The 21793-nt window shown below is 66.4% G+C and carries 20 protein-coding genes; 9 read left to right on the forward strand and 11 right to left on the reverse strand.

Annotation, left to right across the window (positions count from 1 at the left end; all coding sequences use genetic code 11):
• Positions 1-69: 69 nt before the first annotated feature.
• From Spa11_RS20605 to Spa11_RS20625, 5 genes are all read right to left on the reverse strand, one after another.
• Positions 70-1521 carry a hypothetical protein gene (locus tag Spa11_RS20605; RefSeq protein ID WP_145116325.1) on the reverse strand — a complete coding sequence of 484 codons (1452 nt, stop codon included), beginning with the start codon at positions 1519-1521 and terminating at the stop codon, positions 70-72.
• A 209-nt stretch (positions 1522-1730) separates the two neighbouring features.
• Positions 1731-2201 carry an ExbD/TolR family protein gene (locus tag Spa11_RS20610; RefSeq protein ID WP_145116327.1) on the reverse strand — a complete coding sequence of 157 codons (471 nt, stop codon included), beginning with the start codon at positions 2199-2201 and terminating at the stop codon, positions 1731-1733.
• Complete coding sequence (locus tag Spa11_RS20615; RefSeq protein WP_145116329.1) at positions 2198-2629, reverse strand: ExbD/TolR family protein; 432 nt, start codon at positions 2627-2629, stop codon at positions 2198-2200. The genes Spa11_RS20610 and Spa11_RS20615 overlap by 4 nt, the downstream gene beginning before the upstream one ends.
• 217 nt (positions 2630-2846) lie before the next feature.
• On the reverse strand, positions 2847-3566 hold the full coding sequence (locus Spa11_RS20620) for a MotA/TolQ/ExbB proton channel family protein (protein ID WP_145116331.1): 720 nt from the start codon (positions 3564-3566) through the stop codon (positions 2847-2849).
• 271 nt (positions 3567-3837) lie between these two features.
• Complete coding sequence (locus Spa11_RS20625; protein ID WP_145116333.1) at positions 3838-4791, reverse strand: vWA domain-containing protein; 954 nt, start codon at positions 4789-4791, stop codon at positions 3838-3840.
• A 220-nt stretch (positions 4792-5011) separates the two neighbouring features.
• Here Spa11_RS20625 and def point away from each other — a divergent pair, with 220 nt between their 5' ends.
• The 8 genes from def (at position 5012) to Spa11_RS20665 (ending at position 14636) form a co-directional block, all read left to right on the forward strand.
• Positions 5012-5599 (forward strand): peptide deformylase, encoded by a 588-nt coding sequence (def, locus tag Spa11_RS20630; protein ID WP_145116335.1) that lies wholly within the window; start codon positions 5012-5014, stop codon positions 5597-5599.
• 138 nt (positions 5600-5737) lie between these two features.
• Positions 5738-6673, forward strand: coding sequence for a methionyl-tRNA formyltransferase (fmt, locus tag Spa11_RS20635; protein WP_145116337.1), 936 nt, complete (start codon positions 5738-5740; stop codon positions 6671-6673).
• Positions 6674-7090: 417 nt separating this feature from the next.
• Entirely contained in the window at positions 7091-8515 is a 1425-nt protein-coding gene (gene lpdA, locus Spa11_RS20640) for a dihydrolipoyl dehydrogenase (protein ID WP_145116339.1), read from the forward strand.
• A 143-nt stretch (positions 8516-8658) separates the two neighbouring features.
• Positions 8659-11394 carry a pyruvate dehydrogenase (acetyl-transferring), homodimeric type gene (gene aceE, locus Spa11_RS20645; RefSeq protein ID WP_145116341.1) on the forward strand — a complete coding sequence of 912 codons (2736 nt, stop codon included), beginning with the start codon at positions 8659-8661 and terminating at the stop codon, positions 11392-11394.
• A 113-nt stretch (positions 11395-11507) separates the two neighbouring features.
• Positions 11508-12914, forward strand: coding sequence for a 2-oxo acid dehydrogenase subunit E2 (locus Spa11_RS20650; RefSeq protein WP_145116343.1), 1407 nt, complete (start codon positions 11508-11510; stop codon positions 12912-12914).
• A gap of 186 nt (positions 12915-13100) precedes the next feature.
• Positions 13101-13463: an STAS domain-containing protein gene (locus Spa11_RS20655; RefSeq protein WP_145116345.1), complete on the forward strand. Its 363-nt coding sequence runs from the start codon at positions 13101-13103 to the stop codon at positions 13461-13463.
• Positions 13464-13490: 27 nt separating this feature from the next.
• Entirely contained in the window at positions 13491-13739 is a 249-nt protein-coding gene (locus tag Spa11_RS20660) for a GlsB/YeaQ/YmgE family stress response membrane protein (protein ID WP_145116347.1), read from the forward strand.
• Positions 13740-13901: 162 nt separating this feature from the next.
• The gene (locus Spa11_RS20665) at positions 13902-14636 is read left to right on the forward strand and encodes an esterase/lipase family protein (RefSeq protein WP_145116349.1); all 735 of its coding nucleotides are present in this window, start codon (positions 13902-13904) and stop codon (positions 14634-14636) included.
• A 351-nt stretch (positions 14637-14987) separates the two neighbouring features.
• Here the strand turns inward: Spa11_RS20665 and Spa11_RS20670 are convergent, their stop codons facing one another.
• From Spa11_RS20670 to Spa11_RS20690, 5 genes are all read right to left on the reverse strand, one after another.
• Positions 14988-15725, reverse strand: a complete 738-nt coding sequence (locus Spa11_RS20670) for an SDR family oxidoreductase (RefSeq protein ID WP_145116351.1) — start codon at positions 15723-15725, stop codon at positions 14988-14990.
• A gap of 179 nt (positions 15726-15904) precedes the next feature.
• Positions 15905-16948, reverse strand: a complete 1044-nt coding sequence (locus Spa11_RS20675) for a site-2 protease family protein (protein WP_145116353.1) — start codon at positions 16946-16948, stop codon at positions 15905-15907.
• Positions 16949-17107: 159 nt separating this feature from the next.
• Entirely contained in the window at positions 17108-17644 is a 537-nt protein-coding gene (infC, locus tag Spa11_RS20680; protein ID WP_145116355.1) for a translation initiation factor IF-3, read from the reverse strand.
• Positions 17645-17842: 198 nt separating this feature from the next.
• The gene (locus tag Spa11_RS20685) at positions 17843-18547 is read right to left on the reverse strand and encodes a class I SAM-dependent methyltransferase (protein ID WP_145116357.1); all 705 of its coding nucleotides are present in this window, start codon (positions 18545-18547) and stop codon (positions 17843-17845) included.
• A 77-nt stretch (positions 18548-18624) separates the two neighbouring features.
• Positions 18625-19542 carry a hypothetical protein gene (locus Spa11_RS20690; RefSeq protein ID WP_145116359.1) on the reverse strand — a complete coding sequence of 306 codons (918 nt, stop codon included), beginning with the start codon at positions 19540-19542 and terminating at the stop codon, positions 18625-18627.
• Between the two features lie 340 nt (positions 19543-19882).
• On the opposite strand from Spa11_RS20690, the gene Spa11_RS20695 reads away from it, so the two are divergent.
• On the forward strand, positions 19883-20548 hold the full coding sequence (locus tag Spa11_RS20695; protein ID WP_145116361.1) for an NAD(P)H-hydrate epimerase: 666 nt from the start codon (positions 19883-19885) through the stop codon (positions 20546-20548).
• Positions 20549-20730: 182 nt separating this feature from the next.
• On the opposite strand, the gene Spa11_RS20700 is transcribed toward Spa11_RS20695, so the two are convergent.
• On the reverse strand, positions 20731-21786 hold the full coding sequence (locus tag Spa11_RS20700) for a DUF3500 domain-containing protein (RefSeq protein ID WP_145116363.1): 1056 nt from the start codon (positions 21784-21786) through the stop codon (positions 20731-20733).
• Positions 21787-21793 lie beyond the last annotated feature (7 nt).

Genomic DNA, 21793 nt, shown 5'->3' on the forward strand with positions numbered 1-21793 from the left:
GAAGCGCCATTCGATTCGACAAGTTGGCCAGGGTTCCACCCACGATTAACATCGTGGGCTCGCCACACCTCACTGCGACGCTTGTTCGAGCTGCTGCGCGATCTGCTCGAACTCCGCCCGCCGCTCATCGCCGCCGAGTGTTGGCGCTAAGAGCCGCGTCAGCGCTAACAGCTTCTTGGCGTCGTTACGTTTGCCCGTCGCTATGAGCAGGCGCAGGCGCTGGAGCCTCGCCTCGAACCAACCGTCGGACCCCGCTTCGCTCCGCGACTCGATAAGCCGCCATCGTCCGAGCGACGCTTCGCGGTCCTTGGCGTCTGTGCTCGAGCCGAGCAGCTTCGCATACTCGATCTGCACGCCGCGGTCGTCGGGGCGCTCGGCGGCGAGTTGCTTGTAGAGCTGTAGCGCTTCGTTGTCGCGGCCTGCGGCGACAAGAGCGGCGGCGGACTGGGCGTCTTGTCGGACCTCGCCTTCGAGCGCGCCGAGGCTCCGCAGCAACCGATCGGCCCCGGCGCCGACGCCGGGGTCCGTCCGCAAGTGATTGAGCGTCGTGATCAGCAGTTGCTCTCGCTCCGCTGACTTGCCCTTATAGACGCTTCGCAACCAATCGTCCGCCTCGGTCATCTCACCGCCGGCGAGCATCGCGACGACCAGCAACGTGGCCGCCCGGCGCCGCCAGGCCGGCTCGGGCGGCGGCGGGTCGTCGAGCGCGTGCACCAAGAGCCGCTTGCCATATTCCAAACCCTCGGCGTGTTGATCGACCGCGGCGCGAGCGAGCACTAGCGCCGCCTCGCGCTGCAGCGGCGACCACTCGGCGGGCCACGCCCGCGGATCGACGAAGATCAGCGGCTGCAACTCGTCGCGCGCCGCGTCGAAGCGCTTTGGCGAGCGATCCTCGACGAGCAGCCCCGCGTACGCCGACACCAGCAGTTCGCGCGAGCGATCGAAATGCGGGTCGTCAGGGCCTACGCTTCGCACCGCGGCGAGCAACGCGTCCCACTGGCCGCGGCGCGCGACGAGCTCGACGCGGCGCCAGCGCACCGTGTTGGCGGCAGCCGATTCGGGCCAGATGCTGAGGTGCTGGTCGAGCAGCTTGGCGTATTGGTCGAGTCGCTCGGCCGGCGCGCCGTCGAGCGTCGCCCCCAAGACCTCGATCGCGGTCGCGTGCGCCTGCGCTGCGCGGGGGTCGCGGGTGTTGCTGAGCGCCGCTTGATGGAACCGCTCTGCCGCTTCCGCGGCGCTGCCCGCTTTGCGGAGCATCTCGGCCGCGGTGAGCGACAGCTCGAAAGCCTTGCCCGTCGCCTCCGCCGCGAACGCCACGCCCGCCGCCCGGTCGAGCGCCGCCACCGCGTCGTCGATACGCTTGGCGCGATAATGCTCAGCCGCCTCGGCCACGAGCGCGTCCACCTTCTCCGGCGCCGGCGTCGCCGCCGGAGCGTACCGCGCCGCCGCGCGATCAAGCTCGGCGTCGAGCGAGAGCTGAGCGTTACAGGGCGACGCCACAAACAACGTTACCAGCAGCAACAAGCGAAGCGCGTAGTTCCCCTCCCCTTTCAGGGGAGGGGCTAGGGGAGGGGTTTTGATACTCCGCAACGATGTCGCTCGGTTTGGCGAGTGCACGAGTGATTTGGTTCGGTACCCCGTCCGCACCTTATTGAGCGTTCTCGCCCCTCCCCCCATTCCCTGGGAGAAAGGGCCTCCCCTTACATGGGAGGGGAACAACTGTCCGCACCTCATGGCTTGGTCTCCCCCGGCAGCGCATCTGCCGCGAGCAGCACCCGACCGAAGCCCGCGGCCCTTGCCGCATCGTACGCGCCGACGACGTCGCGCATTGGCACGGCCGCGCCGGCGTCGATCGTCACCGGTAGCGCGCGATCGATCGCGGCGAGTTGCTTCAGCAGCGTTGTCAGCTCGGCGAGGTCCGTCGTTTGTCGCCCGCCATTGACCGTCCACAGCGTCGAGTCGCCGCGCATCTCGCCGACGATCTTCACGTCTTCCAGCTCGGGCGGCGGCGTCATCGCGGCGCCAGCGCCGGGCGTCTGCTGGGCGACGACGAGGCTGGCGGCGAGGTTCTGTTCGGGCTCTTCGAACGACGACGTGCAGAGGAAGAACACCAGCAGCAGGAAGACCACGTCGATCATCGGCGTCATCACCGCGCCGATCGGGTTGCCGCCGCCGCGGCGTGGGAGGGCGGGCGCCTTCATCGCCGGGCCTCCTTGCCATAGACCGCCAGCGCGATGTCCTCAACGCCCGCCTCGGCGCACGCCGCCAGTGCCGGCTCGACGGCCGAGTACGGCGCCGCCCGGTCGCTGCGTAGCCGCACCCGTAGCGCGTCGCCTTCGGCCTCGCTCTGAGCGCGCAATCGCTCGGTGAGTTGCGTAGGGTCAATCGCTTCGGCGCCGAGCGACAACGCGCCGTCGGCGGCGACGTTGATCGTCAGACGTGGCGAGGGGTCGTCGTCCGCTTGCCCCGTCGCCGCCGTCGGCAGGTCGAGCGCCAGCCGGCTCTCACGGCGCGCGAGGTGGCTGCTGACGAGGAAGAAGATGATCAACAGAAATACGACGTCGATCATCGGCGTCATATTCAGCTCACCCGCGGCGCGCGACCGCGCATCTCGAACCGGAGCCCGCATCACCGACCTCCGTCGAGGTTGGCGAATATCCCCCTCCCTATCAGGGAGGGGTTAGGGGAGGGTCGGCGGCGTCCTGCGTAACGCCGCGTTGAGTACCGACACTTTACGACTGACTCACCAAACAGCCGACATCGTTGCGGGGTGTCGAGACCCTCCCCCATCCCCTCCCTAAAAGGGAGGGGGGATTCTGCGGCAACGCCGATAGGTAGGTGACGATTCATCCGATGACGCCCGGCGGTGGTTGCAGGCGGATCGGCTTGGCGCCGGACAGCGCTCGCTTCAGCGGCCGCGTGGCGGACTCGGCTTCGACGACGGCGTCGGCGGCGATCGCATCGACGCGGTTGCGCAGCACCGTGTAGGCGCCGAGCGACGGGATCGCCACCATCAGGCCGCCGACCGTCGTCACCAGGGCTTGGTAGATGCCGCTGGCGAGCTGCGCGGCGGTGGCGGCGCCCTGGGTCTCGGCGACTTCGCGGAAGGCGAAGATCATGCCGACCACGGTTCCCAACAGACCCACCATCGGCGCCAGGTTGCCGATCAGCGAAAGGTAGTCGAGCGGCCGGGCGAGCCGGGCCGCGTACGACGCGGCCTCTTCCTCCATCGCCTTCTCCACCGCGGGCCAGGCGGGGGCGGCGACGTCAGCGATCTCGGTCGCTTCGTCGATCGCGGTCGTTAGCAGGTCGCCCAGCATGCCGCCGTCGGCGCACGCCTTGCGGGCGCCGGCGAGGTCGCCCCCCTCGAGCAGCTTGCGGACCCGGGCGGCGAGCCCCTCGGGAACGAGGCGCGACACCCGCAGCGAGACCAACTGCTCGACCGCTAGCGCCAGCGCCGCCAGCGACAGCACCAGCAGCAGACCCAACAGGACCATGCCGACGACGCCGCCGGAGGTAATGAGCTGCCAGGCCCAGGCGGCGTCGGCAAAGAGGGGGATCGGCATAAGGCTGGCAGAATCGTGGGGGCGGGCCGAATCATCGCGGCGGGGCTCAGACGCCAGTCTCACGAAAAGCCGCGGACGCGCGAAGGCGGATCGGGGCCTTCCCGGGGGAGCCCCCAGGAGCCGCTAGGAGGCCCTTTAACGCGTCCGAACCCCGGGGTCGACACTTTGGTCGTCCGGACGATTAGAAGCGACTCTAGGGCCATCCTCGCACGCCTGAATGGACGTTCACGACCGCCACTCCCACTGCCTCACGGATGGGGGGGCCAGCCACTCACCGCGACAGCATCGACGTGTCGACGTAGGCGTGCTGGCCGCCGGTCCCTTCGGCGAGCTCCACGAGGAAGTTGCGGCGGCCGTCGCTGGGGCCTTTGCCGAACTCGATCGTGTGGATGGCGACGCTGCCGGCGGCGTCGGCGATCGCTTCGGCGAGCTGGCCCGCCGTCATCGGCGTGTCCACGTCGGTGAGGAAGAAGATCACGTCGGGCCGGAAGGCGAACGCTTCTTCGAGGGCGGTCTCACGGACGGTGCCGCCATCGGCGTTGACGCTGAGGACAAACTTGGCGGCGCGGGTCTTGTTCTCGTCGGTCCCGTACGCGACGCGGCGTTGGCCGCCGGTGAGGTCGAGCGACGAGGTCCGCGAGTTGAAGAACAGGATATGGAACTGTTGCGCCGGGCCGATCCCCTCGAGGCTGGCGATGAGATGCGTCTTCACCGCGCGGAGCGGCGCGCCCTGCATGCTGATCGAACGGTCGAGCACATAGACGAACCGCGAGCCGACGCCTTCGACGCCGAGGAACTCGACCCGCGCCTTACCGATCGGCAGCTTCGGCCTCCCGCCCGATGGCGCGGACGCCGCGGCGCTCGGGCCGCCGGCCGACGCCTTGGGGCCGGCGCCCGGGTCTTTCGGTTCGACGAGTTGTTCGAGCAGGTCGCTGAAGGCGCTCGGCGCGAGCGACGCGGCTTCGGTCGGCGCGGTCTCGATCGGCGTCGCTTCCACCGGCGTGGGGACGTCGGCGTCGCTGAGCGAGTCGGACTCGAACGGCGACGGCGGCAGGCTCGACTCGCGCAACACGATGCCGATCTCGCGCGACTCGGAGTCGCCGCCCGCCTCGGTCCCGCCCTGCGCGCCCGCCCAGAAGGCGCCCGCCGAGAGCATCGAGTGGACCGCGAGCGAAGTCGCCCAGGCGAGCGTGCGCGTGCGGCGGTCGGTAATCGGGGCGAGCATGGGGTTGGGAGACTAGCAGTGGGGGGCGGTTGGCTCCAATGGCGACGCTGGCGCGTTGTTGATGGGGCGCTTGGTCCGTGGCGCACCCCGGTCGCTGACGCTCCCGGCTCGCCAGCAAGCCGTAGGCGAGCCGGGAGCGTCAGCGACCGGAGTGCATCACCAGCCCGTTACGCTGTATATTACCCGTTCCACCAAAAGCCCTTCGCACGGAGCCGCTGTCTTGCCGCTGGAAATCGTCCACTACCCGCACCCCACGCTGCGGCACGTCTCGAAGCCGCTAGCAAAGGTCGATCGGCAACTCCGGGACTGGGCCGCGGAGATGCTCGCGCTCATGTACGAGCACGAAGGGATCGGCCTCGCGGCCAATCAGGTCGATCTTCCTTACCGGATGTTCGTCATCAACGTGACTGGCGACCCCGACCAGCCGGAGCATGAGCGGGTGCTCATCAACCCGGTCCTCTCGAAGGGGAAAGGTCAGACGACCATGAGCGAAGGCTGCCTGAGCCTCCCCGAGGTCCGCGGGCCGATGATCCGCAACACGTCGATCCGTGTGCAGGCGTACGACTTGGCCGGCAACGAGATCGACGAGACCGTCGAAGGGATGCTCGCCCGCGTCATCCAACACGAGACCGACCACCTCGACGGCATCCTCTTTATCGACAAGATGACGCCGACCGAACGGGCCGAGGTCGATGACGACCTCTACGAGCTGGAAGTCGACTGGCAGAGCCGCCAAAACACCGGCGACGTGCCGAGCGAAGAAACGATCCTCGCGCGGCTCGCCGAACTCGAAGCTCTCCGCTGCTAAATGAAAGAACCACAGATGAACACGGATGCACACAGATAAGACAAATTCGTCGAGTGGATTTCTTGGCAGCGCCGTCCTGTCCTTTTTCATCCGTGTTTATCTGTGTCCATCTGTGGTTCCCCTACTTTGGAAGAACCGATGCGGATTGTTGCTCTAGGAACCGGGCCGTTTGCTGTGCCTTCGCTGCGGGCGCTGGTGGCGAGCAGCGCGCACGAGGTCCTGGCCGTGGTGACGCGGCCGCCGCGGGGGCGCAAGGGGGAACCGCCCGCTCCGATGGCGGCGGCGGCCGAAGAGCTCGGCTTGCCGCTTTGGCAGCCGGAGAGCGTGAACCTGCCCGAGTCGGTCGCTCGGCTCGCCGGCTATGAGGCCGACTTGCTCGTTGTGTGTGACTACGGCGAGATTTTGAAGCCGGACGCCCTCGGCGCGACGCGGCTGGGCGGGATCAACCTGCACGGGTCGCTGCTCCCCAAGTACCGCGGCGCGGCGCCGGTGCAGTGGGCGGTCCTCAATGGCGACGCGGAGACCGGCGCGGCGGTCATCCAGATGACGCCGGGGCTCGACGCCGGGCCGATCCTTGGCGAGGTCCGTACGCCGATCGGCTCCGAGGAGACTTCCGGCGAGCTCGAAGACCGCCTGTCGCGGCTCGGCGCCGAGGTCACGCTGCGCGTGGTCAACGAGCTTGCTAGCGGGACGGCTTCGGGGACGCCGCAAGACAAGTCACTGGCGACGAAGGCGCCGCGGCTCAAGAAGGAGGACGGCCGGATCGACTGGTCCCGCCCCGCCCCGGCGATCAAGAACCAAGTCCGCGGCCTCCAGCCCTGGCCCCGGGCGTACGCGTACGTACCCCAACCCAAAGGCGAGCCTTTGCGGCTTTCCGTGGACCGGGTCGAGATCGTCCCCGGCGAGGGGCTGCCCGGCGAGGTGCTGGCGGTCGACAAACGGCTCGTCGTCGCGACCGGCGAAGGCGCCGTCGAGCTGCTCGAGGTCCAACCCGCGGGCAAGCGACGGATGGCGGCGGAGGAGTGGCTGCGCGGGGCAGCGCTGGCCGTGGGAACCGTACTCCAACCCGAGTGACGGGGAGCCGGGAGCGTCCGCGCCCGGAGTTGCAGCGGGTACACAACCCAACATAGAGAGGGGCGGCGAGCCGGCGACGTCAGTCGTCGGAGTGAAGCGGGCCCCGAGTTCCTCCGACGACTGACGTCGCCGGCTCGCCGAAGCGCCCTTTTTGTCGCGTTTGCCTGTCTTGTTCAGCCCATTGTGCCTCCCGACGCCGTGGGTAAACTCTAGGGGCTGTAACGGCTTTGGCGGAATAGATTTACGCTGACGGACGCAGAACCGTCGCAGCCGGCTCAGCCCGCCCTTGCGGCAGCGTCGATAAGCCGAGTCTCCCTTGTAGGTGAGAGAGGGGCCGAACGTCGCCCGCTCGGCGTGCGTCTCTCCTATCAGAGCCTCCCACCAACTGCTGGCCCCGCTACAGGACCCGAATCGACGATGCACTCTCAGGTGGTAGTTCTTGGCGGCGGACCGGGCGGCTACGCCGCTGCGTTTCTGGCAGCCGACCTTGGCCTGGAAGTGACAATCGTCGAAGCCGACCCGCGTCTGGGCGGCACGTGCCTCCTACGCGGCTGTATCCCCAGCAAGGCCCTGCTGCACACCGCCAAGGTGATCTCCGAGGCCGAGGAGCTGGCCGACTGGGGCGTCGAGTTCGCGAAGCCCTCGATCGACATCAACAAGGTCCGCGCCCGCAAGGAAGAGGTTATCGAGACCCTCTCCGGCGGTCTGGCGAAGCTCGCCGACGCCCGCAAGGTGAAGCGGATCCACGCCCGCGGCGTTTTCGTCGATTCGAAGACTCTCAATTTGGAGCCCGTCAAAGGCGCCTCAACGATCGTCGGTGACGAGCAGCTCACGTTCGACTACTGCATCCTGGCGACCGGCAGCGTCCCGGCGATGCCGAAGTTCCTCAACATTGGTTCGCCGCGCGTGGTGGATTCGACCGGCGCTCTGGCGCTGGTGGACATCCCCGAGTCACTTCTGGTGGTTGGCGGCGGCTATATCGGCCTCGAGATGGGGACGGTCTACCACGAGCTCGGCTCGAAGGTGACGGTCGTCGAACTCGCCGACGGCCTGCTCCCGGGCGCCGACCGTGACCTCGTCCGCCCGCTGGCCAAGCGGGTGAAGGAGCGGTTCGCCAACGTGCTGCTTAATCATAAGGTGGCGGGGCTCAAGGATGTGGGCGACAAGGTCGAGGTGCAGATCGAAGGTCCCGAGCTGAACGACACGGTCAAGTTCGACCGCGTGCTGGTCTCGATCGGCCGCTGGCCCGTGTCGAAGGGCTTCGGCCTGGAGAACACGAAGGTCACGGTCAACGAGCGCGGCTTCGTCGAGGTCGATACGCAGCAGCGGACCAGCGACCCGAACATCTTCGCGATCGGCGACGTGGCGGGTGACCCAATGCTCGCCCACAAGGCCGCCTACGAGGGCCGCATCGCCGCCGAGGTGATCGCCGGCAAGCCGTCGGCGTTCGACGCCCAGGCGATCCCCGCCGTCGTGTTCACCGATCCCGAGATCGCGTGGGCCGGCCTCACCGTCGAGGAAGCCAAGAAGGCGGGCCGCGAGGTCGAGGTCGCCACCTACCCATGGCAGGCCTCTGGTAGGGCGACCGCCAACGGCCGCACCGACGGCCTCACCAAGTGGATCATCGACCCTAAGACCGAGCGTGTGCTGGGTTGCGGCATTGTTGGCTCCGGCGCCGGCGAGCTGATCGCCGAAGCCGTGCTCGCCATCGAGATGGGCTGCAACGTCCACGACATCGCCAGCTCGATCCACCCGCACCCAACGCTCAGCGAAACGATCGCCTTCGCCGGCGAAGTCCACCTGGGCACGGCGACAGAGATTTACAAGCCAAAACGTAAGTAAAGAGTCCACCACCGAGTGAGAATCTATGAATGACCAATGACCAAGCCCCAATGACCAATGCTCGAAACTAGCTGCATTGGTCATTGGGATTTGGTCATTGGGCATTCGATGAGCTCTGTGGTTAATCCGACCTAGGTACTCCTATGGCCAGCGCCAACGCCAAAGTTCCCGCCTCGCCGATTCCTAACGACGTGGACCCGGTCGAAACGAGCGAATGGCTCGAATCGCTCGAGTATGTCCTGGAGAACCGTGGCCCCGAGCGCGCGCAAGAACTGCTCGCTGCGCTCGAGTCGGCCGCGGTGCGGAGCGGCGTCGAGTTGCCGTTCACGGCGACGACGCCTTACGTCAACACGATCCCCCGGACGGATCAGCCCGCTTACCCGGGCGACCGCGAGTTGGAGCGGCGCATCAAGAGCTACGTCCGCTGGAACGCGATGGCGATGGTCACCCGCGCCAACCGCGACCCCGCTTCGCCGGGCGGTCACATCAGCACGTTCGCCAGTTCGGCAACGCTGTATGAAGTCGCGCTGAACCACTTCATCAAGGGCCGCGGCGAGGACGGCTTCTCGGGCGACCAAGTCTACTACCAAGGCCACGCCGCCCCGGGCATGTACAGCCGCGCCTTCCTCGAAGGCCGGCTCACCGAGCAGAACCTCGTCAATTTCCGCCGCGAGATGGGCGAAGGGGGCGGGCTCTCTAGCTACCCGCACCCGTGGCTGATGCCCGAGTTCTGGGAGTTCCCGACGGTGTCGATGGGCCTCGCGCCGATCATGGCGATCTACCAGGCCCGCTTCAACGAGTACCTCACCGACCGCGGCATCAAGGACTGCTCGAAGAAGCACGTCTGGGCCTTCCTCGGCGACGGCGAGTGCGACGAGCCCGAGACGCTCGGCGCCATCACGCTCGCGTCGCGCGAGCATCTTGAGAATCTGATCTTCGTCATCAACTGCAACCTGCAACGGCTCGACGGGCCGGTGCGTGGCAACGGCAAGATCATCCAAGAACTCGAAGGCGCGTTCCGCGGCGCCGGCTGGAACGTCATCAAGGTCGTCTGGGGCGGCGACTGGGACCCGCTGATCGAAGCCGACCACGACGGTTTGCTCGCTCGACGGATGATGGAAGTCGTTGACGGCGAGTACCAGAAGTACGTCGTCGCCGGCGGCGATTACATCCGTGAGAAGTTCTTCGGCAAGTACCCCGAGCTCGCCGAGCGCGTGAAGAACTTCGCCGACAAGAAACTCGAGAAGATGAAGCGCGGCGGCCACGACCCCGAGAAGGTCTTCGCCGCCTACCAACGCGCTGTCACCCAGAAGAACGGCAAGCCGACCGTCGTCATCGCCAAGACGATCAAGGGCTACGGCCTCGGCGAGGCGGGCGAGGGTCGCAACATGACCCACAACAACAAGAAGCTCAACGAGGAAGAGCTCCGCGAGTTCCGCACGCGGTTCGGCATCCCGATCAGCGACGAGCGCGTCGCCGAGGCGCCGTTCTACCGGCCGCCGAAGGACAGCCCCGAGATGAAGTACCTCCGCGAGCGCCGCGAAGCGCTGGGCGGCTCGGTGCCGGCGCGCTCGACGCAGCCGGTGACCATGGAGGTGCCGACGCTCGCCGAGTACGGCAAGACGCTCGACAAGCTCGTCAGCCAAGCGCCCGGCAAGGAAATGTCCACGACGATGGGCTTCGTCCGCCTGCTGAGCGACCTGCTGCGTGACAAGAAGATCGGCAAGCAGATCGTGCCGATCGTCCCCGACGAGTCGCGCACCTTCGGCATGGAGGGCTTGTTCCGCCAGATCGGCATTTACGCCCACGCCGGCCAGCTCTACGAGCCGGTCGACGCCGATCAACTCGCTTACTACAAGGAAGCGAAGGACGGCCAGCTGCTCGAAGAGGGCATCACCGAAGCGGGCTCGATGAGCAGCTTCAACGCCGCGGGCACCGCCTATAGCTCGCACGGCGTGAACATGATCCCCATGTTCATCTACTACTCGATGTTCGGCTTCCAACGCATCGGCGACCTGATCTGGGCCGCCGCCGACATGCGGGCCAAGGGCTTCATGCTCGGCGGCACCGCGGGGCGCACCACGCTCAACGGCGAGGGGCTCCAGCACCAAGACGGCCACTCGCTGGTGAACGCCATCGCGTTCCCCACCGTCCGCGCCTACGACCCGGCCTATTCCTACGAGACGGCCGTCATCGTCTTCCATGGCCTGCAGAAGATGTACGTCGAGAACGAGACGTGCATCTACTACATCATGGTCGAGAACGAAAACGTGATGATGCCGGAGATCCCCAAGGGCGCCGACGGTCAGCCCGACCCGGCGGTCATCGAGGGGATCGTCCGCGGCATGCACAAGGTGAGCAGTGTCGATGCTCAGAACAAGCAGCACCACGTGCAGCTCTTCGGTTCGGGCTCGATCCTGCACAGCACGCTCGACGCCCAGAAGATCCTCGCCGAGCGTTACGGCGTGTCGAGCGACGCCTGGAGCGTCACTAGCTACACCGAGCTGCGTCGCGACGCGCAAGAGTGCGAGCGCTGGAACATGCTCAACCCGGCGGCGCCGCGTCGGCATTCGTTCTTCGAGCAGCAGATGGCCGGCGCCGAGGGCCCGATCATCGCCGCCAGCGACTACCTCCGCGCCCTGTCGGAGCAGCTCCTGCCGTACGCCCCCAACGGGATGTACTGCCTCGGGACCGACGGCATGGGCCGCAGCGAGAGCCGCGAGAACCTCCGCCGCCACTTCGAGGTGGACAAGGAGAGCATCGTCATCGCGACGCTCTACAAGCTCAGCCGCGACGGCAAGCTCGACGCGAGCGTCGTCGATCAAGCGATCAACGACCTCGGCTATGACCGCGAGAAGAAGTCGCCGCTGTACGCGTAGCCCAATCTGATTCAAAGAAGTGAAACCGCGAATAACGCGAATCGACGCTAATTGATCTTCTTCGCGATAATTCGCGTCGATTCGCGGTTCCAACAATAGCAGCAATAGTCGCCATGCCATCTGAAATCACCCTCCCCAGCCTCGGCGAGAACATCGAGTCGGGCGACATCCTTTCGATCCTCGTGTCGGAGGGGGACACCGTCTCCGTCGAGCAGGACCTGCTGGAGATCGAGACCGACAAGGCGACCGTCCCGGTCCCCAGCCCGTCGGCCGGGAAGATCACCAAGGTCCTCGTGAAAGAAGGGGACACGGTGGCCGTCGGCGCGGCGATCTTCGAGATCGAAGCGGGCGAGGCAGCACCGAAGCAGGAAGAAGCGCCAAAGCCCGAGGCACCGAAGGCAGAGGCCAAGGCGGAAGAGCCCAAGCCGGCTCCGAAGCAAGAGACGGCGAAGAAGGCGGAGCCCCAACCCGCTGACGACGACGCCGATGGCGACGCCCAGGCCGAGGACCTCGCCGATGGCATTCACCACCCGAAGGCCGAGCCTGCGCCGAAGCCCGTCGCCCCCGCCGCGAAGCCGGCGCCGGCCGCCGTCGCGAGCGAGAGCCAAGGCGCCTCGGCCGCGGCAAGCCCCTCGGTGCGTCGCCTCGCTCGGGAGCTGGGCGTCGATTTGCGTCGCGTTCAAGCCAGCGGTTCGGGCGGTCGCATCACCGAGGACGACGTGCAGGCCCACGTCCGCGCTGCTCAAGAGCAGGCCCGCGCGGCGGCGCCGAGCGGTGGGCCCGGCGTGCCCAGCAGCGACGCCGCGGGCGCCGTACGTCGCGAGCGGATGTCGCGCATGCGGCAGACCATCGCCAAGAACATGGTCGCTAGCTACACGACCATCCCGCAGCTGACGAACTTCGACGACGTCGACGTCACGGAGCTCGAAGAGATCCGCCTGGCGAGCAAAGAAGACTACGCCGCCCAGGACCTCAAGCTCACGCAGATGCCGTTCCTGATCAAGGCGATCGCCGGCGCGCTAAAGCGGCACCCGATCGTCAACGCCTCGGTCGACATGGAAGCGGGCGAGGTGATCTACAAGGAGTACGTCAACATCGGCGTGGCGGTCGACACCGATCGCGGCCTAGTGGTGCCGGTGATCCGCGACGCCGACCGGCTGAGCATCTCGCAGATCACCCGCGAACTCGACCGCTTGGTGGACAAGGCTCGGGAGGGAGCGCTCGCCATCGACGAGATGCGCGGCGGCACGTTCACGATCAGCAACATGGGCGCGGTCGGCGGCACGTACTCGACGCCCATCATCAATCCGCCCGAAGTGGCGATCTTGCTGGTCGGCCGCAGCCGCATGCTGCCGTGGGTGATTGGCAAGGGCAAGGACGCGAAGATCGAGCCGCGGCTGGTGATGCCCCTGTCGCTGACGTACGACCACCGCGTGGTGGACGGCGCCGACGCCGCCCGCTTCGTCAACGAACTGAAGGGCTTCCTCGCCGCCCCGGGCCGCCTCCTTCTGGCGCCGTGATTTTTTTGGAACCACAGATAAACACCGATGGACACGGATGAAGAGCTGAAAGGAGTAGCTGCATACTGCTGCAGGCTCCTACAACTCTTTGCATTGCTGACGCAACCAAGGCTAAACTGCGTCAACAGCGATAAAGCATCCGTGTTTATCCGTGTGCATCTGTGGTTCCTTCTCTAGGCGGTTACGATGAGTGAGGCCTCGACGGTGGACCTCTTCGACGGCTGGCGGTCGACCTTCGAGGACATCGGCGGCTGGCTCTGCGTGCGGCTGCACCCACCCGGGGGCCCGGGGCAGTTCAGGCTCGCCGACGGCCTCTGGAACGAGGTCCACGCCCGCGGCGCCCAGCAGGTCGTCCTCGAGATGGACGACGTGTCGTTCTTCTCGTCGGCCCTGATGAGCGAACTGGTGCGTTTGCACAAACGCATCGCAATGGGCGGCGGCCGCCTGCGGCTCAGCGGCCTCCAAGAACACCCCCACGAAGCGATGCACATGCTGCGGCTCGACGAGGTGATGGCGGTCTACCCCGACCGCGCCGCGGCGATGCAGTAATCCCCCGCGGTAAACGAAGAGCCCTGTATGCTCAGCCTGATCTGGTTCCTGTTCATCGGCCTCGTTGCCGGCTACCTCGCCACCTGGTTCATGGAGGCGGGCCGGGCGGGCGTGTTGGGCATGATGCTTGTGGGCGTCTTGGGATCGTTCATCGGCGGCTTCGTCTTCCGAATCTTCGGCTTCCAAGCGGTCGGCTTCCCGGCGACGCTCGTGTCCGCGACGGTCGGCGCCGCCATCTGTATCGCCGCCATCCGCTACTTCGGCCCGAAGTTCTGAAAGGTCTCGCGCAGAGACGCAGAGGAAGGCGAGCCGGCGACGCGGGTCGCCGGAGGACTCACGCAAAGGCGTGAAGCCTCATAGGAGCGATTGCTGTGGTCAATTCGTGCGTGACCGGCGTATAGAAGTAGCAGCAGACAACCCCACGCCAGCTTCGCCGCCATGATCGGTCCCGCTGATTCCAACGCCACGCCGCCCGCCGCTCCGCAACCGATGCGCGAGTTGGTCGTCCTGACGCACGGCATCGCCTCGACGCGGTTCTTTCTGGCGCCGCTAGCGGCCCGGCTCCGCTCGGCGGGATTCACGACGCGGCTGACCGGCTACCCGTCGCTGTGGTGGTCGAACGAGACGTTCGGCAAACGCCTGGCGGCGCTGTTGCGTCGGGTCGCGCCGAGTTATGACCGGGTCCACCTCGTAGTCCACAGCATGGGGGGCATCGTCGCCCGCTGCGCGCTGCGTGAGGAATTGCCGCCGAACTTTGGGCGGGTCGTGCAGATCGCCCCGCCGAACCGCGGCTCGCACATGGCGACGCGGCTGGCGGTCGAGTGTGGTCATCCGGCGTGGGACAACTTCATCGTGCGGCCGCACCGGTTCATCGCGCCGACGCTCGTCGAACTCGTCGACGCGCCCGACAGCTTCGTGAACCGTCTCGGCCCGGCGCCGGCGGGGATCGACGTGGGGGTGATCGCCGCCAGCAACGACCGCGTTCTCTACCCCGAGCAGACCCTGCTCGAAGGCGCCGCCGACCACTGCACGGTGAACGGCTGGCACACGGGCGTCTTGTGGACCAAAGAGACGGCGGAGTTGACGGCGCGGTTCCTGCGCACGGGGCGATTTGGGGAAGGCGGTCAGCTATCAGCGGTCCGTGATCGGCTCACGCCGATGGCGGAAGCGTAGGCCGTAACAAGCGCCGACGCGGATACGGCCAGCAACCGCTGACTGCGATAGCGTCGTTCGTTTTGCCGCAGCGTCTCGCGCAGAGACGCGGAGACGCAGAGGGTAGGCAGCGAAGACTCACGCAAAGCCGCCAAGGCGCAAAGACAAAGTCGTTGAGAAACGAGCGCAGCCGCAAACGATCGCGCAGGAACGCGTTCTTTGCGGCTTAGCGCCTTTGCGTGAGTCTTGAAGGCATCCTGCTCTGCGTCTCTGCGCGAGACGTCCCCACGTTGCTCCGTTGATCAGCGCGGGGCTAGAAACGCTAAGGCTAGGTGAAGCACGCTCTCGTGGCTGACCGCTGATGGCTCCTCCTCACACCTCCATCGGCGCCTCGACGATCGCCTTCGCGTAGCTCGCGTAGGCCTCGCCGAATTGCTTCGCCATCTTGTCTGGGAACAGGTGGAAGTCACCCGCGGCGAGCGACGCCACGATGCCTTCGGCGACGACGCTCGGTGGGTCGGCGTCGGTGAGGCCGGCGTGGTCGGCCATGTCGGTGGCGATCGGACCCGGGTGGACGCTCAGCACGGTGGTTCCTTGCTCCTTGAGCAGGTCGTGGAGCGCCTGGGTGATCGAGTAGGAAGCGGCCTTCGACGCGCTGTAAGTTGAGCCGACCGAAAAGCTGCGGATCGAAACCACCGAATTGAGTTGCACGAACGCGCCGCCGCCGTTCTTCTTCAGCACCGGCGCGAACGCCCGCGCCACCCGCAATAGGCCGTAGAGGTTCACGTCGAGTTCGTACTCGAGCTTCTCGAACACATCGTCGGCAAAAGGATCGGCGCTGCCGAAGACGCCGGCGTTGTTGATCACCAAGTCCACGTCCGCCGCGGTCTTCGCGGCCGCTTCGATGGTCGCCGGCTTCTGCAGGTCCATCTCGATGGGGGCGACGATGGCGCCGCACTCGCCGACCAGGGGTTCCGCCGAATCGAGCGACCTTACCGCCGCATAGACCTTCTTGGCGCCGTGATCGACCAGCGACTTCACGATCGCTTTGCCGATGCCACGGTTGGCGCCGGTCACCAGCGCAACACGGCCTTTCACGTCAAAACTCATGGCGGGGCTCCAAGGATGGAGGGAGTTGGGGAGGGGACGCGTAGGAGGAGGTACGCTGGGACGGTTGCGGTGGTTCGACCAAGTCGATCGCCGTTGAGCCGAACGCGCTAGCGTCGGGCGCCACCACGGTTGAGCAAGATCCGATGGCGCCCGACGCTAGCGCGTTCGGCTCAAGGTCTTCATTGCTTCAATCCCAACAGCGGGAAGCACAGCACCGGGATCGCTAGCGACGCCATGCCAATCATCCAGCGGCGGTTGTCGAGTTCGATCGTGTCGTCCGACGTGGGCGGGTGATCGACGCCCATCAGGATCACCAGGATCAGCATCGGCGTCCACACGGCCGCTTGATCGAGGTTGATCACCACATACGTGATCGCGATGACGATGAACGCCCGCGCGAAGGTGTGCGCGTCTTTTCCGAAGAGGCCGTAGATGGTGTGGCCGCCGTCGAGTTGGCTGATGGGGAGCATGTTGAGGCCGGTGATGAGCATGCCGACCCAGCCCGCCATGAAGTAGGCGTTGACCTGCGAGATGCCGATCCAGTCGCCTTTGTTGAGCGTGGTGTTACCCGCGGCGTCGACGACGGGCCGTGACGCGTCGCGGCTCTCGATCATCCACTTCACCACCAGCGGGCTGTTGAGCTGTATCTCGTTCGCCTGCGGGCGTTGCGAGAGGTCGAGTTGTCCGACGCCGTACCAGAGGATCGGCAGCGCGACGATGAGCCCCGCGATTGGGCCGGCGAGACCGATGTCGAAGATCTCACGCCGGTTGGCGCGGAGGCCGTCCATGCCGATGACCGCGCCCATCGTGCCGATCGGGTTGAACGGCACGGGGATGCAGAGCGGGTAGCTCGCGGGGATGCGGTGGATGAGCGTGAGGATGAAGTGCCCCATCTCGTGCGACAGCAGGATGGCGAGCACGGCGAGCATGTAGACGACGCCCTGCCGCCAACCGCCCGACAGGGTCACGGCCATCGCGTCCCACGTGTCCATGTGCTCGAGCGGTCGCCAATCGGAGGCGCCGACCCAGAGCGTGCTCGCGCAGGTGGCGATAAAGAGCCCGACCGGCAGGCCGATCCGGCGACGGCGCACGCCGCGGCGCGGCTTCGACTTCAAGTCGGACGCGCGGAGCTCGCCCCCAACTTCAACCGAGAACTCGGCGGGCGGGGGCGAGACGTACTGATCGTCGGCGGACTGCGGGGGCGTTGGCGTGGGGTCGCTCATGCCGCCGATCGTAGGGCGCCCAAGGCGTCAAAAAAAGGCGAGGCGCACGCGTCGCTAAAAATGTGGGAGGCGTCTCCAGACGCCGATGACGCGCACCATGCCGTAACGGCTCGGAACCGCAATCGAGGTCTGGAGACCCCTCCCACAGAAACGAAGCGATTACTTCGGCGCCATGGTCGCAATGATCCGCTTGCCCTGCATCGTGGGGCCCTGCTCGAGCTTGGAGCAGTCTTCCAACTCCTTGATCACGCGCTGCATGACCTTGAAGCCCTCGTCGGTGTGGGCGTTCTCGCGGCCACGGAAGATGACCGAGAAGATCACCTTGTCCTTCTTCTCAAGGAAGCTGCGGGCGTTGTTGACCTTTGTCATCAGGTCGTGCTCGCCGATCTTCGGACGCAGCCGGATCTCTTTGTTCTGGCTCTGGTGCGTGTGGCCTTTGTGGTGCCGTTTCTTCTGCTGGTACTTGAACTTGCCGTAGTCCATGATCCGACAGACGGGGGGCCGCTCCGTAGGAGCTACCTCCACCAGGTCGAGGCCGGCGTCGCGGGCGCGCTGCAGCGCCTCCTCGGTCGGGATGATGCCGAGCTGTTCGCCCTCCGCGTCGATCACACGGATGGGGGTGATTCGGATCGCCTCGTTGATGCGTTGACTGTCTTTGCGGTCGGCCGGGCGTTCGGCGGTACGGAAGCGGGACAAGTGTTTTCCTACAGGGGAATCGGGGACCCACCACCCCTTCAAGGGTGATCGGGCAGACGGAGAGACCCGCAAGTATTGGTCATACTGGCGGTCTGCGTCAACTGAACCGGCCACGACTTTCGGCGGGATTCGGCCGAATAGCCGGTTTTTTTGGGTTCGGAGGGGTCCTGTCGCCGGCAGCCCTAGGAGACGGATCGCCTAGCGGTCGCGCGTCGCCCGGAAGAAGACCTGCGAGTTGCCGTACCAGGTGCCGATCGGCAGCGGCGAATAGGCGAGCACCTCGGTCCGCCAGCCCTTGGATCGGAGCGACGCCATCGCCCGGCGGAAGTCGAAACCGCGGTGGCTTGTCTTGATGTTGCTGGCGCGGCGGGCGGGGACGCCCAACAGGCTGGCCTTGAGGAACTCCACCGGGTAATGCTCCGACGGCCGCAGTCGGATCAGGAACCGATTGCACTCTTTCAAAAACAGCGCCGGGCCGACCTCGATCGGGCCGCTGATCAGGATCGCACCGCCCGGGTCGAGCACTTGCTCGCAGTCGGACAAGAACCGATCCAGCTCTTCGTCGGACAGGTGTTCAATCGTCTCGAAGAGGGTGACTGTCGCGAATGGACCGTGCCGCTGGACCTCGTCCATCGTGCCGAAGATCGGCAGGCCGGGCCGGCAGCGCTCGTCCATGAACGGCTCGTAACCCACGGCGCAGTCGGGCTTCTCGTCGATCAGCGCGGCAATCATCACCCCCGACCCGCAGCCGTAGTCCAGCACTCTGCCCTCCGCCAGTCGCTGGCGGACATACTCCAGGGAACGCCGTACGCGGGTGCGGTGAGCGTATCGCGCCAGGGGATTCGGCGAATTGATTGTCGCGGCGTCGTAATTCGCCATCACAAGCTTGGAGTTGGATCGCATTGGTCGCCGGGCAGCCACCGATAGCCGGACCAATGAGTATAGTTCACGACCGCACCGCCGTAAAAACGACGGCAGGCTCAGCGTCCCGCGCCGAACTGGCCCGCCAGACGCCCCAGCATTCGCTGCTCGAGGGCCTCGTCGCGGCCGATGTCGATCCACCGGTCCGAGCCGATGATCGGATCGACCGCCCCGGTGTCTGCCGAGAGGGCGGCGTCGTTGCGCAATGAAGCGGCGCCGGCGCTGGCGCGTTCGGGGCGGCTGAGGTCCTCAAGCTGCTTATCGACGCGGACATCGAGCTCATAGCCCCCCGCGGCCGGGATAACGCGGATCACCGCCCGCCGGCGGATCGTCTGCAACGTGCTCTGCCAACGATTGAACGCCCCGGCCGAGTCGCGGCGCCACGGCTCGAAGATCGTCGAGCCCGAGGCCCACTGCGTTTCCAAGCGGCCCTCGGTGAGCATCGAACCGGTCTGCCGGACGCGTTCCTCGCTGCGGATCGGGAAGTAGCGGCTCGCCTCGCGGGCGACCGTTTCCCAAGCGATGTCCGGATCGCCTGCGCGAACGTACATCGGGTTGGGGATGCGGTTCTCGATTGCCGGCTGCGACGGCAATCCAAAGTCGTCGCTGATCGGCCCGCCCTCGGGCGGCAGTACGTCGAACCACCCCGGTTCGGCCGTCATGGCGGCGGGCTGCGGCGGCTTGGGCGCCGGCGCTCCGGGGACGGGGCCGTTTCTTGGAACGAGAAGGGGCGGCTGGCTGAACGCGCCAATGGGCGGGCCCATTTCGTACCCCAACCCAAACGGCGGGGCCGGGGTGTCGCAGCTCAACTCGCCCGGCGCGAGGTAGCTCGGTCCCCACGGGGCCGGCTCGACGACCATCGGACCCTGCCCGCGGACAACGGCTTCTTCGTCCTCAACGACGACCGGCTTCTGCGCAAGCTGGGGCGCAGCGCACCCTACGGAAGCGAAAGCGGCGGCGAGAAGAAGGCGACGCATCGAGACCGGTGGTAGAACGAAGACCCCAGGGCCGGCGGCCCAGGGCGGCGGAGGGTCGCGAAAAGCCGGCTCGCTGGCAAGGCCTCTCCGACCCGGCTGCCGGAGGTTCGGGGACCTAGGGACCGGACTAGGCACCTGGACGTGCGTTTAGGCGTGCATAGAGGGCCCATAAGCCGCCTTTCGCTTCCTCTCTTGACCCCATGGTCACCTCGCCCCGAAAACGCCGTAAACGGCTTCCTAGAGCCTCACACGGGGCGCCGCTGAAAGAGCCCTTTTTTTCCTGGGACGGAACCGCGCCGCTGGCGCTGGTTCCGGATTACCTCCTTGCTAGCATTCGCGCATGGCTCCACCGTCCCTCACCCGTGACCAAGCCCGCGCTTTCGACCGCGATGCGATCGAACGGCTCTGCCTGCCGGGCTTGGTGCTGATGGAGAACGCGGGGCGCGGGTGCGTCGATGTGATGGAACGGCTTGGTATCGACGGTCCGGTGCTGATCGTCTGCGGCAAGGGGAACAACGGGGGCGATGGCTTTGTGATCGCGCGCCACCTCAAGGTCCGCGGTCACGAGTGCCGAGTCGCGTTGGGCGCGAAGCCGTCCGAGCTAGCAGGGGATGCGCTGGCGATGTTCGGGGCGCTGACGCATTGTGGCGTTCCGATCCTCGACGTGACGGGCGTCAATGCGGGCCTCGCCATTCAAGAACTCGACGCCCTCTCGCGCGACGCGGCGTGGATCGTTGACGCGCTGCTCGGCACGGGCGCGACCGGTTCGCCGCGACCGCCCTACGACACGCTGATCGACTGGATCAACAGCGAGAACGGCAAACGCTTTGCGGTCGATCTCCCCAGCGGCATGGACTGCGACACCGGTTCGCCTGGGACGCCGACCGTCCGCGCGCATCACACCTGCACGTTCGTGGCGCCCAAGGCAGGGTTTGCCAACCCGACCGCGAAGGCGTTCCTCGGCGAGGTGCATGTCGTTGATATCGGCGTGCCGTTCGAACGATAGCGCGAGCGACTATTCCCCTCCCCTTTTTAGGGGAGGGGTGTTGATGGGCCGTTACGATGTCGCATGTTTGGCGCAAGACGGTCACTACTTCTGTTTAAGTAACCGACATCGTCACGGACAACTTAGACCCCTCCCCCGTTCTTCTGGAAACGGGCTCCCCTAATAGGGGAGGGGATAAAGAACTAACCCGTGGTGACACGCACGCTGGGATCATCCGCCACGTTCACCCACACGTGGACGTGCGGCGCGCCGCGGTAGTGCCAGACGAACGACGGGCCTTCGAGGCGCCAGTTGTCCCAGACGCCGTCATCGCCGATGTCGCCTTCGGCGAAGTAAGCGAGGTGGCACGCTTCGAGACCGCTGCGGCCTTCGACCGACTGGCCGAGCAGGCAGTTCATCGCTTCGTCGCGGTCGCTCTGGCGGTAAGGCTCGACGAGTTTGGCGAGCACCTCGCGCAAGTGCTGTTGCTGGTCGGCGCTGAGCTGCCCGACCGGGATGCCCTGGTGCTTCTGCGGGTCGCGGAAGTTGATGTTGCTCTCTCCGGGCATGCCGGTACGGACGAGGGCCACGTCGCGCTGCGCGCCATCGAACATCTTGTAGAGCGCGTTGGCGGCGACGGCTTGCGGCCAGTAGACGTTGCCGGGGTGCGTGGCCTCTTCGTCGAACGCCTCGGCGGCGTGGCCGTAGAAGATCGGTCCGCCGAAGGCGAAGTTGGGCGTCGTGTTGCCGTCGCAGCGGACCGTCATGTGCCGGCCGGTCATCACCAACTCGCACTGCTCGGAACCCGGCTCGCCGAAAATGGCGATCGAGTTCTGCTCGCCAAAGCCGCCGGCGTCATCGTCGAGTTGCTTGTCGACTCGCTCGACCCACTCGGGGTTGTAGATGCCTTCGTAGATTGAACGGACGAGCGCCTTCTGATCGGCGTTGTAGAAGTCGTCGGTGACGTAGTGCTCCGTGATGTCCCAGTTCGCCGACACGTGGCGCCGGAGCGGACCGCCTTCGGGGCCGGCGTGGTCCCATGCGAAGCACACGGCCTCACGCTGCTTCGGCGTGAACGACTCGTAGAGCACTTTGACAAGCGACTCGGGCGTCGATGCCGGCGTGACGCTTGCTGCAGGCTTTGCCCAAACCTTGCCGGCGCCCGGCAGCCCAATTCCTGGAAGCAGGGCCAAACCCGCTCCCGCCGCGGCGGTGGTGAGGAATTCGCGGCGGTCGCAACACTTGATGCGCTCGGACATGGCTGGC

The sequence above is a fragment of the Botrimarina mediterranea genome (assembly GCF_007753265.1).
Lineage (GTDB): Bacteria > Planctomycetota > Planctomycetia > Pirellulales > Lacipirellulaceae > Botrimarina > Botrimarina mediterranea.